8 protein-coding genes and 1 tRNA gene are annotated in these 12,312 nt (G+C 58.5%); all 9 read right to left on the bottom strand.

The features are described from left to right. Positions 1-28: 28 nt before the first annotated feature. The 9 genes from rpoC to AC1RMF_RS25300 all read right to left on the bottom strand — a co-directional run bounded on the left by rpoC (position 29) and on the right by AC1RMF_RS25300 (position 12,279). The gene (gene rpoC, locus AC1RMF_RS25340; protein WP_493145228.1) at positions 29-4,252 is read right to left on the bottom strand and encodes a DNA-directed RNA polymerase subunit beta'; all 4,224 of its coding nucleotides are present in this window, start codon (positions 4,250-4,252) and stop codon (positions 29-31) included. Between the two features lie 18 nt (positions 4,253-4,270). Continuing rightward, positions 4,271-8,383, bottom strand: coding sequence for a DNA-directed RNA polymerase subunit beta (gene rpoB, locus AC1RMF_RS25335; RefSeq protein ID WP_342619056.1), 4,113 nt, complete (start codon positions 8,381-8,383; stop codon positions 4,271-4,273). A 265-nt stretch (positions 8,384-8,648) separates the two neighbouring features. Then, on the bottom strand, positions 8,649-9,026 hold the full coding sequence (gene rplL / locus AC1RMF_RS25330; RefSeq protein ID WP_342619057.1) for a 50S ribosomal protein L7/L12: 378 nt from the start codon (positions 9,024-9,026) through the stop codon (positions 8,649-8,651). Between the two features lie 42 nt (positions 9,027-9,068). Beyond that, positions 9,069-9,596 carry a 50S ribosomal protein L10 gene (gene rplJ, locus AC1RMF_RS25325; protein ID WP_493145226.1) on the bottom strand — a complete coding sequence of 176 codons (528 nt, stop codon included), beginning with the start codon at positions 9,594-9,596 and terminating at the stop codon, positions 9,069-9,071. Positions 9,597-9,825: 229 nt separating this feature from the next. After that, positions 9,826-10,521: a 50S ribosomal protein L1 gene (gene rplA, locus AC1RMF_RS25320; protein WP_342619059.1), complete on the bottom strand. Its 696-nt coding sequence runs from the start codon at positions 10,519-10,521 to the stop codon at positions 9,826-9,828. Then, positions 10,522-10,953, bottom strand: a complete 432-nt coding sequence (rplK, locus tag AC1RMF_RS25315) for a 50S ribosomal protein L11 (RefSeq protein WP_342619060.1) — start codon at positions 10,951-10,953, stop codon at positions 10,522-10,524. A 169-nt stretch (positions 10,954-11,122) separates the two neighbouring features. Beyond that, positions 11,123-11,716, bottom strand: a complete 594-nt coding sequence (gene nusG, locus AC1RMF_RS25310; protein ID WP_342619061.1) for a transcription termination/antitermination protein NusG — start codon at positions 11,714-11,716, stop codon at positions 11,123-11,125. Beyond that, positions 11,716-12,099, bottom strand: a complete 384-nt coding sequence (gene secE / locus AC1RMF_RS25305) for a preprotein translocase subunit SecE (protein ID WP_342619062.1) — start codon at positions 12,097-12,099, stop codon at positions 11,716-11,718. The genes nusG and secE overlap by 1 nt, the downstream gene beginning before the upstream one ends. A gap of 104 nt (positions 12,100-12,203) precedes the next feature. Continuing rightward, positions 12,204-12,279, bottom strand: a tRNA-Trp gene (locus AC1RMF_RS25300). Positions 12,280-12,312 lie beyond the last annotated feature (33 nt).

Raw genomic sequence — 12,312 nt, 5'->3', positions numbered from 1 at the left:
GCGTTTCATGGAAGGCCGCTGGTAGCGATTACTCGCCAGCCACACCTTCGTCAGCAGCGGCATCGGCCGACTCGCCTGCACCCGCCAGTTCGGCGGCTTCGGCTTCGGCAATGGCACGGCGCTCGGCGTCGTCCATCTTCTCGCGCACCTTGCGGGCTTCGTGGTAGGCCAGACCGGTTCCGGCAGGAATCAGACGGCCCACGATCACGTTTTCCTTCAGGCCGCGCAACTCGTCGCGTTTGCCCATGATGGCGGCTTCGGTCAGCACGCGGGTGGTTTCCTGGAAGGAAGCCGCACTGATGAAGCTGTCGGTGGACAAGGATGCCTTGGTGATACCCAGCAACAAGTTGGTGAAGGTGGCGGGCACCTTGCCTTCGGCGCGCAGGGCGTCGTTGGTGTTGAGCATCTCGGAACGCTCAACCTGTTCACCATTGATGTAGTTGGAGTCACCAGCGGCTTCCACCACCACACGGCGCAGCATCTGACGAACAATCACTTCGATGTGCTTGTCGTTGATCTTCACGCCTTGCAAGCGGTAGACGTCCTGGACTTCGTCCACGATGTAGCGGGCCAGTTCTTCGGAACCCAAGAGGCGCAGGATGTCCTGCGGATCGGCCGGGCCGTCCACCACGGACTCGCCCTTGTTGACCACCTGGCCTTCGTGCACCAGGATGTTCTTTTCCTTGGGCACCAGCTCTTCCCAGACCTTGCCGTCTGGATCGGTAATCTGCAAGCGGACCTTGCCCTTGGTTTCCTTGCCGAAGGAGACCGTACCCGTGACTTCGGCGAGCACGCCCTTGTCTTTGGGGGAACGGGCTTCGAACAGCTCGGCCACGCGGGGCAGACCACCGGTAATGTCGCGGGTCTTCTGGCCTTCGATTGGGATACGGGCCAGCACTTCGCCGGGGCCCACGTCCTGACCGTCACGCACCTGCACCAGCGCGCCCACCGGGAAGCCGATGGTCACGGAGTGGTCGGTACCGGGGATCTTGACTTCGTGGCCAGATGCGTCGATCAGCTTGACCTGCGGACGCACCACCTTGGCGGCACCACGACGCTTGGGATCGATCACCACCAGGGTCGACAGACCGGTGACTTCGTCGACCTGCTTGGCAACCGTCAGGCCTTCTTCCACATTCTCGAAATGCGCCTTGCCGGCGAATTCGGTAATGATGGGTCGGGTCAGCGGATCCCAGTTGGCCAAAATGGCGCCAGCCTTGATGGTCTGGTCTGCCTTGATGGTCAGCACAGCGCCATACGGCACCTTGTGGCGCTCACGCTCACGGCCGTGTTCGTCCTGGATGACGATCTCGCCGGAACGGGAAATCACCACCAGTTCGCCCTTGCTGTTGGTCACATAGCGCATGGTGGCGTTAAAGCCGATCACGCCGTTGGACTTGGCTTCCACGCTGGAGGCGATGGCAGCACGGGATGCCGCACCACCGATGTGGAAGGTACGCATGGTCAGCTGGGTACCGGGTTCGCCGATGGACTGGGCAGCGATCACACCGACGGCTTCGCCGCCATTGATCAGGCCGCCACGGCCCAAGTCGCGTCCGTAGCACTTGGCGCAGATACCAAAGCGGGTTTCGCAAGTCAGTGCGGTACGCACCTTGACTTCGTCCACACCTGCGGCTTCAAGCTCTTCGATCTTGTCTTCGTCGAGCATTTCGCCCGCTTCGGCCAGCACGGCACGGGTTTCGGGGTGCAGCACTTCATCCGCTGTGGTGCGTCCGAGGATTCGGTCGCGCAGGGATTCAATGGTTTCACCGCCTTCGACGATGGCGCGCATCAGGTAGCCGTTGTGGGTTCCGCAATCCTGCTCGGTCACGACCAGATCCTGCGTCACGTCCACCAGACGACGGGTCAGGTAACCCGAGTTGGCGGTCTTGAGCGCGGTGTCGGCCAGACCCTTACGGGCACCGTGGGTGGAGATGAAGTACTCCAACACGTTCAGACCTTCGCGGAAGTTCGCGGTAATAGGCGTCTCGATGATGGAGCCGTCAGGCTTGGCCATCAGACCCCGCATACCGGCCACCTGACGGATCTGCGCAGCAGAACCGCGGGCACCGGAGTCGGCCATCATGTAGATGGAGTTGAACGACTCTTGCGAGACTTGCTTGCCATGGCGATCGGTCACGGTCTCCTTGGAGAGCTTGGCCATCATCACCTTGGACACTTCATCGCCCGACTTGCCCCAGATGTCCACCACCTTGTTGTAGCGCTCGCCAGCTGTCACCAGACCGGAGACGTATTGCTGCTCGATCTCTTTGACTTCCTTCTGGGCGCGCTCGATGATGCTTTGCTTTTCTGGCGGCACCAGCATGTCGTCGATGCAGATGGAGATACCGGCGCGCGTGGCCAGACGGAAACCGCTTTGCAGCAGCTTGTCGGCGAACACCACGGTTTCCTTCAGACCGCACTTGCGGAAGGACACGTTGATCAGCTTGGAGATTTCCTTCTTCTTCAGTGCCTTGTTCAGGTTGGAGAAGGGCAGTCCCTTGGGCAGGATTTCGGACAGCAGTGCACGGCCTGCGGTGGTTTCCCACAGCTTGGTCGAAGGCACCAACTCGCCGGTTTCCTTGTCCTTGGTGTACTCGGTCAGACGCACGTTGATGCGTGCATTGAGTTCCACTTCACCCGCGTCAAAGGCGCGCTGCACTTCACCGGTGTCGGAGAAGATCAGGCCTTCGCCCTTGCCGTTGATTTTTTCGCGGGTCGTGTAGTACAGACCCAGCACCACGTCCTGCGAAGGAACGATCGAAGGCTCGCCGTTGGCAGGGAACAGAATGTTGTTGGAAGCCAGCATCAGCGTGCGGGCTTCCATCTGCGCTTCCACAGACAGGGGCACGTGAACAGCCATCTGGTCACCGTCGAAGTCGGCATTGAAGGCCGCGCAAACGAGGGGGTGCAGCTGGATGGCCTTGCCTTCGATCAGGATGGGCTCAAAGGCCTGGATACCCAGACGGTGCAGCGTAGGCGCACGGTTGAGCATCACGGGGTGTTCCTTGATGACCTCTTCCAGGATGTCCCACACCACCGGTGTACCGGCTTCGACTTCCTTCTTGGCCGCCTTGATGGTGGTGGCAATACCCATGGCTTCCAGGCGCGCGAAGATGAAGGGCTTGAACAGTTCCAAGGCCATCAGCTTGGGCAGACCGCACTGGTGCAGCTTGAGGGTTGGGCCCACGGTAATCACGGAACGACCGGAGTAGTCCACGCGCTTACCCAGCAAGTTCTGACGGAAACGACCGGATTTACCCTTGATCATGTCAGCCAGGGACTTGAGTGCACGCTTGTTGGCGCCAGTCATGGCCTTGCCGCGGCGGCCGTTGTCCAGCAAGCTGTCCACGGCTTCCTGCAGCATGCGCTTTTCGTTGCGCGCAATGATTTCCGGTGCCTTGAGTTCCAGCAGACGGCGCAGACGGCTGTTGCGGTTGATCACGCGGCGGTACAGGTCGTTCAGGTCGGAGGTCGCAAAACGGCCGCCGTCCAGCGGCACCAACGGACGCAGGTCCGGTGGCAACACGGGCAGCACGTCCAGCACCATCCACTCGGGCTTGATGCCGGATTTCTTGAAGGCTTCCAGCACCTTCAGGCGCTTGGCGTTCTTCTTGATCTTGAGCTCGGAGCCGGTCAGGTCGTTGCGCAGCTTTTCGATTTCGCGTTCGATATCGATGTTCTGCAGCAGGTCCTTGATGCCTTCGGCGCCCATCTTGGCCTGGAATTCATCGCCGTATTCCTTGAACTTGGCGTCGAAATCGTCTTCGGACATGATGCTGAATTTCTTCAGCGGAGTCATGCCGGGGTCGGTCACCACATAAGCTTCAAAGTACAGCACGCGTTCGATGTCACGCAGGGTCATGTCCAGCACCAGACCCAGACGGGACGGCAGGGACTTGAGGAACCAGATGTGGGCGCAGGGCGCAGCCAGGTCGATGTGACCCATACGCTCACGACGCACCTTGGTCTGTGTCACTTCAACGCCGCACTTCTCGCAGATCACGCCGCGGTGCTTCAGGCGCTTGTACTTGCCGCACAGGCATTCGTAGTCCTTGATGGGCCCGAAGATCTTGGCGCAGAACAGGCCGTCACGCTCAGGCTTGAAGGTACGGTAGTTGATGGTCTCGGGCTTCTTCACTTCGCCGAAGGACCAGGAACGGATCTTTTCGGGCGAGGCCATGCCAATCCGGATGGCATCGAAATGCTCGTCCGGGGTGAACTGCTTGAACAGGTCGAGTAATGATTTCATGTGCTCTTTCCCTTGTCTTTAAGAACGTTCGAGTTCGATGTCCAGGCCCAAGGAACGGATTTCCTTGACCAGCACATTGAACGATTCCGGCATGCCGGCTTCGATGGAGTGTTCGCCCTTGACGATGTTTTCGTACACCTTGGTACGACCTTGCACGTCATCGGACTTGACGGTGAGCATTTCCTGCAGGACGTAGGAAGCGCCATACGCTTCCAGCGCCCACACTTCCATTTCACCGAAACGCTGTCCACCGAACTGGGCTTTACCGCCCAGAGGCTGTTGCGTAACCAGGCTGTAGGGGCCTGTGGAGCGAGCGTGCATCTTGTCATCAACCAAGTGGTGCAGCTTGAGGTAGTGCATATAGCCCACGGTGGTGGTGCGTTCGAAGGCATCGCCGGAGCGTCCGTCGTACAACTGTGCCTGCGTACGGGTGGCGGTCAGGCCCTTGGCCTTGGCCACGTCATCCGGATAGGCCAGTTGCAGCATGTCACCGATTTCCTTCTCGGTGGCGCCGTCGAACACAGGCGAAGCGAATGGCACACCGCTGGTGAGCTCTTGCGCCATCTGCTTGACTTCGTCGTCAGACAGTTGTGCCAGGTCTTCCTTGCGGCCGGTGCTGTTGTATACCTTTTCCAGGAAACCACGGATTTCGCTGGCCGCGGCTTCGCGTTGCAGCATGTCACCGATGCGCTGGCCCAGGCCCTTGCCGGCCCAACCCAGATGCACTTCCAGCACCTGACCGATGTTCATACGCGAAGGCACGCCCAACGGGTTCAGCACGATGTCAACGGGGGTACCGTCGGCCAGGTAAGGCATGTCTTCCACTGGAGTGATCTTGGAGACCACACCCTTGTTACCGTGGCGGCCGGCCATCTTGTCACCAGGCTGCAGGCGACGCTTGACGGCAATGTAGACCTTGACCATCTTGAGCACACCAGCGGGCAACTCGTCGCCTTGGGTGAGCTTCTTGCGCTTTTCTTCAAAAGCCAGGTCAAAGCTGTGGCGCTGTTGCTCGATGGAGTTCTTGATGGACTCCAGTTGCGATGCCACTTCTTCGTCGGCGGGACGGATGTCGAACCAGTGGAACTTCTCGACGGAAGCCAGATAGGCCTTGTCGATCTTGGTGCCCTTGGCCAGCTTGTTGGGTCCGCCATTGGCAGTCTTGCCGTCGAGCAGCTTGGCAATACGGTCAAACGCGTCGGCTTCCACAATGCGCAGCTGGTCGTTCAGGTCCAGACGGAAACGCTTGAGTTCGTCGTCAATGATCTGCTGGGCGCGCTTGTCGCGCTGGATGCCTTCACGGGTGAAGACCTGCACGTCGATCACGGTACCTTGCGAGCCCTGGTCCACACGCAGCGAGGTGTCCTTCACGTCGGAAGCCTTCTCGCCAAAGATGGCGCGCAACAGCTTCTCTTCCGGAGTCAGCGTGGTCTCGCCCTTGGGCGTGACCTTGCCTACCAGCGTGTCGCCGGGCATGACTTCGGCACCCACATAGATGATGCCGGACTCATCCAGACGGTTGAGCTGTTGCTCGGACAGGTTGGGAATGTCGCGAGTGATTTCTTCCGCACCCAGCTTGGTGTCGCGTGCCATCACCACGAGTTCTTCGATGTGAATCGAGGTGTAGCGGTCATCGGCCACCACGCGCTCGGAGATCAGGATCGAGTCTTCGAAGTTGTAGCCGTTCCAAGGCATGAAGGCAATCAGCATGTTCTGACCAATGGCGATTTCGCCCAGGTCGGTCGACGCACCGTCGGCAATCACGTCACCCTTTTCCAGCTTGTCGCCACGCTTGACGATGGGACGCTGATGGATATTGGTGTTCTGGTTGGAACGCTGGTACTTGATCAGGTTGTAGATGTCCACACCGACTTCACCGGCTTGGGCTTCGCTGTCATTGACGCGCACCACGATACGGGTCGCGTCCACGTAGTCGACCACACCGCCACGGGAAGCGGTCACCACCGTGCCCGAGTCCACAGCCGCCACGCGCTCGATACCGGTACCCACCATGGGCTTTTCGGGACGCAGCACAGGCACAGCCTGACGCGACATGTTGGCGCCCATCAACGCGCGGTTCGCATCATCGTGTTCCAGGAACGGAACCAGGGAGGCAGCCACCGAAACGATCTGCGCAGGCGACACGTCCATGTACTGGATGCGCTCCGCACCGCAGAGGATGGATTCACCCTTTTCACGGGCAGACACCAGGTCACCAGTGAGCTTGCCGTCCTTGTCCAGCGTCGCATTGGCCTGGGCAATCACGTACTTGCCTTCTTCAATGGCGGACAGGTAATCGATCTCGTTGGTAACCTTGCTGTCTACCACGCGACGGTACGGGGTTTCAATGAAACCGTATTCGTTCAGGCGGGCATACAGAGCCAGGGAGTTGATCAGACCGATGTTCGGGCCTTCAGGCGTTTCAATCGGGCACACACGACCGTAGTGGGTCACGTGCACGTCGCGCACTTCAAAGCCGGCACGTTCGCGGGTCAGACCGCCCGGGCCAAGGGCCGATACACGGCGCTTGTGGGTGATTTCTGCCAGCGGGTTGGTCTGGTCCATAAACTGCGACAGCTGCGACGCACCGAAGAACTCCTTGAGCGCTGCAGAAATCGGCTTGCTGTTGATCAAGTCGTGGGGCATCAGCGGCTCTTGCTCGGCCTGACCCAGACGTTCCTTGACGGCTTTTTCGATACGTGCCAGACCGGTGCGGTACTGGTTCTCGGCCAGTTCGCCCACGCAACGCACGCGGCGGTTGCCCAGGTGATCGATGTCATCGACTTCGCCACGGCCATTGCGCAGGTCTACCAGGATCTTGACCACGGCCAGGATGTCTTCGTTGGTCAGCACCATGGGGCCCGTCGGGTCATTGCTGCCCATCTTGGCGTTGAACTTCATACGGCCCACGCGCGACAGGTCGTACGTGTCGGGGTTGTAGAACAGGCGCTGGAACAGGGCCTGCACAGCGTCTTCCGTAGGCGGCTCGCCAGGGCGCATCATGCGGTAGATGGCCACGCGCGCGGCGAATTCGTCCGCGGTGTCATCGGTGCGCAGGGTTTGCGAAATGTAGGCGCCTTGGTCCAGCTCGTTGGTGTAGATGCAGGCCAGGTCCTGGATGCCGGCTGTGCGCAGCTTCTTGAGCAGCGCTTCGGTGATTTCCTCGTTGGCCTTGGCCACGATTTCGCCGGTGTCGGGATCAATCACGTTGCGGGCGACCACGCGGCCAATCAGGAAGTCTTCGGGCACGCTGATGTGCGTGGTACCGGATTGCTCCAGATCGCGGGTGTGGCGCGCGGTGACGCGCTTGTCCTTGGCCACAATGACCTTGCCGCTCTTGTCGGTGATGTCAAAACGGGCGACTTCGCCGCGCAGACGCTCAGCCACAAATTCCATTTGTGCGCCGCTGTCCATCAGGCGGAAGTTGTCGTTGACGAAGAAGTTGGCCAGGATGGATTCGTTGTTGAGGCCGATGGCGCGCAACAGAATCGTGACCGGCATCTTGCGGCGGCGGTCCACACGGAAGTACAGCAGGTCTTTGGGATCGAATTCAAAGTCCAGCCAGGAGCCGCGGTAAGGAATGATGCGCGCAGAGAACAGCAACTTGCCCGAGCTGTGAGTCTTGCCCTTGTCGTGTTCGAAGAACACGCCGGGAGAACGGTGCAACTGAGACACGATCACGCGCTCGGTACCGTTGATGATGAAGGAGCCCTTGGTCGTCATCAGGGGCACTTCGCCCATGTAGACTTCCTGCTCTTTCACTTCCTTGACCACCTTGTTTTGCGAAGTGGAAGACTCGCGGTCATAAATGATCAGCTGAACCTTGGCGCGCACAGCCGACGCGAAGGTCAGACCACGGGTCTGGCATTCACGCACATCGAACGCAGGCTTGGCCAAGTTGTATTCCAGATACTTCATCTCCACAAAACCGTTGTGCGAGACGATGGGGAATGCAGCCTCAAATGCCGCCTGCAGACCTTCGTTGGTCCGTTTCTTGGGCGCTACATCGGCCTGCAGGAACGCGGTATAGGCGTCCTTTTGCATTTGCAGCAGGTAGGGAATTTCGAGCACGCTGTCGCGGCTGCCGAAATTTTTGCGGATTCGCTTGCGTTCAGTGTATGTATAAGCCATTCGATCTCCGGGCAAAGACTAGGGGAACCCTGCGGTTCCCAGGCGACTGTCGCGTTGAGCATCACTCTCAACAGGCTTGGTGATTGGCCACTACCAATCATTGGCGGACGGCCGCGCGTTGCACACGGCCCGTACCAAGGCATCTTCTGCAGTCGGGTCAGAAGACACTCAAAAACACACTTTTCGTGGTGTTTTTGGGTGTGCTCTGTAAGCACCAAAGGCTGGAGGCCCTTGCGAGCACTCCAGCCTCTGTAGGGGAGAAGAATTACTTCAATTCCACCTTGGCGCCGGCTTCTTCCAGCTTCTTCTTGGCAGCTTCAGCGTCAGCCTTGGCAATGCCTTCCTTCACGGCCTTGGGAGCGCCGTCAACCAGGTCCTTGGCTTCTTTCAGGCCCAGACCGGTGATTTCGCGCACAGCCTTGATGACCGACACCTTGTTGGCGCCAGCTTCAACCAGCACCACGTTGAATTCGGTCTTTTCTTCAGCAGCAGCAGCGCCAGCGCCACCACCAGCAGCAGCGGGAGCAGCCATAGCAGCTGCGCTCACGCCAAATTTCTCTTCGATGGCTTTCACCAAGTCGTTGAGTTCCATGACCGTCATGCTGTCCAGCGCGGTCAAAAATGCGTCTTTATCGAATGCCATTTTGATTTCCTAACAAGTTTGGTTTACTAAGGGTTGCGCCAATCAGGCGGCAACTGCCTCTGCGGGGGCTGCTTCTGCTGCACCACCGCCCTTTTGTTCCGCCAGAGCCGACAGCACGCGTGCTGCACGGGAAATGGGGGATTGCATCAAGCCCAGCAACTGAGCCAGCAGCACTTCCTTGGAAGGGATGCTTGCCAGTTGTTTAACGCCGTTCACGTCCAGGACTTTTCCGCCATACGCACCAGCACGGATCACCAACTTGTCGTTGGTTTTCGCGAACTCGGCAACCACCTTGGCGGCTGCGACTGCGTCTACAGAAAAGCCATAGATCAGAGGACCGGTCATCTGGTCGGACACGACTTCAAAGCTGCTTCCGGCAACAGCACGGCGGGCCAGGGTGTTTTTCAACACACTCAGGCTCACACCAGCGCTGCGCGCGTTGTTGCGCAGTTTGGTCATGTCAGCGACCGTGATGCCGCGGTATTCCGCGATCACAAGCGTTTGAGCTTTAGCGGCGAGGCCGGTCACATCACTGATGACCGCTTCTTTCTCACTGCGATTCAGACTCAAGGTCTACTCCTTAAAAATGCGCTTTGCGACTATTGCCGCGCCACGCTCCACATTGCAGCGACCAACTGTTAACAGAAATTTCCATTCCATCTGCAGCGGGATCGCCATCTGCGTTGGAAATTAAGTGCAGTTGCCTGCACACCAACGGTCTTGGATGACCTGCCAGCGCTTTGCAACACCGACAGCCCACCACATCAGGCGGCTGTTGCCAGCCGCCCAAATTCTGCGATTACGCCGAGATGGTCTGGAGGTCCACACGAACCCCCACGCCCATGGTCGACGAAACAGCAACCTTCTTCAAATACACACCCTTGCTCGAAGCGGGCTTGGCCTTGTTCAGTGCATCCACCAGAGCAGCCAAGTTGGCTTGCAGCTTGTCGGATTCGAATGAACGACGTCCGATGGTGCTGTGCACGATACCGGCCTTGTCAACGCGGAACTGAACTTGACCAGCCTTGGCGTTCTTCACGGCCGTAGCAACGTCGGGGGTCACGGTGCCCACCTTGGGGTTAGGCATCAGGCCACGTGGTCCCAGGATCTGACCCAGGGTACCCACGATACGCATAGCGTCCGGAGCAGCGATCACCACGTCGAAAGGCATGTCGCCAGCCTTGACCATGGCAGCCAGATCGTCCATGCCGACGATGTCGGCGCCAGCAGCCTTGGCTTCTTCAGCCTTGGCGCCTTGGGCGAACACAGCCACGCGCTTGGTCTTGCCAGTGCCGTTGGGCAGAACCACGGCGCCACGCACCACTTGGTCCGACTTCTTGGCATCGATGCCGAGCTGCACTGCCACGTCGATGGACTCATCGAACTTGGCGTTGGCAAATTCCTTGACCAAACCGAGGGCATCGCCCAGGGGGTACAGCTTGGTGCTGTCGATCTTGCCGACTTGGGTCTTTTGTTTCTTGGTGAGCTTGGACATTTACACGCCCTCCACATTCACGCCCATGGAGCGGGCAGAACCAGCGATGGTACGAACAGCAGCTTCCAGATCGGCAGCATTCATGTCCTTCATCTTGGTCTTGGCGATTTCTTCGAGCTGGGCGCGGGTGATCTTGCCAACCTTGTCCAGATGCGGACGGGCAGAGCCCTTGTCCAGCTTGATGGCCTTCTTGATCAGCACCGTTGCGGGCGGCGTCTTGATCACGAAAGTGAAGCTCTTGTCTGCAAAAGCAGTGATCACCACAGGCAGTGGCAGGCCGGGCTCAACACCTTGGGTCTGCGCATTGAATGCCTTGCAGAATTCCATGATGTTCAGTCCGCGCTGACCCAGCGCCGGGCCGATCGGGGGGGAAGGATTGGCTTTACCAGCTGGCACTTGCAGCTTGATGAAACCAATGATTTTCTTTGCCATGATTTCTCCTTACGGGTAGTAGCGCTTGGGTGACAACCTTTTTGCCACCGCAGCTCCCCGGGGTTAGCGACTCTTCTCTAAAAGCCTGCACCGAGTCGGATAGTGCAAACAGTGCGGGTACTTGCGCACCCTGGATTTGAAATACGTCTCAGGTCTTTTGCAGAAAGACTTATGTCTTTTCGATCTGAGAAAACTCCAGCTCCACCGGAGTGGAACGGCCGAAGATGGTGACCGACACGCGCACCTTGCTCTTTTCGTAGTTGACGTCTTCCACAGATCCGTTGAAGTCGGTGAACGGACCTTCCTTGACGCGCACATATTCACCCACCACGAATTCAATCTTGTGGCGCGGCTTGTCGGTGCCTTCCTGCATCTGGTTGACGATCTTCATCACCTCGGCTTCAGAGATGGGAGCGGGGCGATTCTTCGCACCACCCACAAAACCGGTCACCTTGTTGGTGTGCTTGACCAAATGCCAGGTGTCGTCGTCCATGACCATTTCGACCAAGACGTAGCCAGGAAAGAACTTGCGCTCAGTCGTACGCTTCTGACCATTCTTGACTTCGACCACTTCTTCCATGGGCACCAGAATGCGACCAAACTTGTTCTGCATACCGGCGCGGTTGATGCGCTCGATGATGTTGCGCTCCACCGCCTTCTCCATTCCGGAATAGGCATGCACAACGTACCAGCGCAGATCCGGATTGACCGGAGCGGCAGCAGGCGTCTCAACAGCAGGAGTAGCCACGGTGTCGTCAGTCATTATTTCTTCCATCCCAGAATCAGGTCGTAAAAGAGCCACTCCAGCGACTTGTCGGTCAGCCAGAGGAACAGCGCCATGATCAAAACAAAGCCAAACACATAGGCGGTAATCTGAATCGCCTCTTTGCGGGCAGGCCAAACGACCTTCTTGACTTCACGCCAGGCGTCGCGACCGAAGGCCGCCAACTGGCGCCCAGGCTCAGCCATGAAAAACACGACAACCGCTGCCGCAATGCAAACCAAAAAGACAGCCCACTGCACCAACTGGCCTTGCTTGCCCAGCAAATAAAATCCGGCCAGCGCAGCCACCACCAAAGCAACGGCAGCGCCGAGCTTGGCTTTGTCTGCCCCTGTATTGATGGTTTCAACTTGTGTAGTGGCCATAGTTCTCTAAATTCGCAAGCTTCTTGTTAGTATCAAATTCAGCACCCAGAAGACGCTGAAGCCCGCTACGCAGTAGCGGGCTCTTTTGCCACATCTCAACTAGGTGGCAGGGGCAGTAGGAATCGAACCTACAACCTTCGGTTTTGGAGACCGACGCTCTGCCAATTGAGCTATACCCCTTTAACTATTCCTTACGCGATGATCTTTGCCACT

The organism is Rhodoferax sp. GW822-FHT04A08, assembly GCF_058801025.1.
Note: the sequence above shows the minus strand (reverse complement) of the source record. Positions and strands in the feature narration are given on the sequence as shown.

What these genes read in the sequence shown, in the direction of transcription:
- nusG (WP_342619061.1), bottom strand. Translation starts at nt 11,716, where the DNA reads ATGACTGACGACACCGTGGCTACTCCTGCTGTTGAGACGCCTGCTGCC.
- rpoB (WP_342619056.1), bottom strand. Translation starts at nt 8,383, where the DNA reads ATGGCTTATACATACACTGAACGCAAGCGAATCCGCAAAAATTTCGGC.
- rpoC (WP_493145228.1), bottom strand. Translation starts at nt 4,252, where the DNA reads ATGAAATCATTACTCGACCTGTTCAAGCAGTTCACCCCGGACGAGCAT.
- rplL (WP_342619057.1), bottom strand. Translation starts at nt 9,026, where the DNA reads ATGGCATTCGATAAAGACGCATTTTTGACCGCGCTGGACAGCATGACG.
- rplA (WP_342619059.1), bottom strand. Translation starts at nt 10,521, where the DNA reads ATGTCCAAGCTCACCAAGAAACAAAAGACCCAAGTCGGCAAGATCGAC.
- rplK (WP_342619060.1), bottom strand. Translation starts at nt 10,953, where the DNA reads ATGGCAAAGAAAATCATTGGTTTCATCAAGCTGCAAGTGCCAGCTGGT.
- secE (WP_342619062.1), bottom strand. Translation starts at nt 12,099, where the DNA reads ATGGCCACTACACAAGTTGAAACCATCAATACAGGGGCAGACAAAGCC.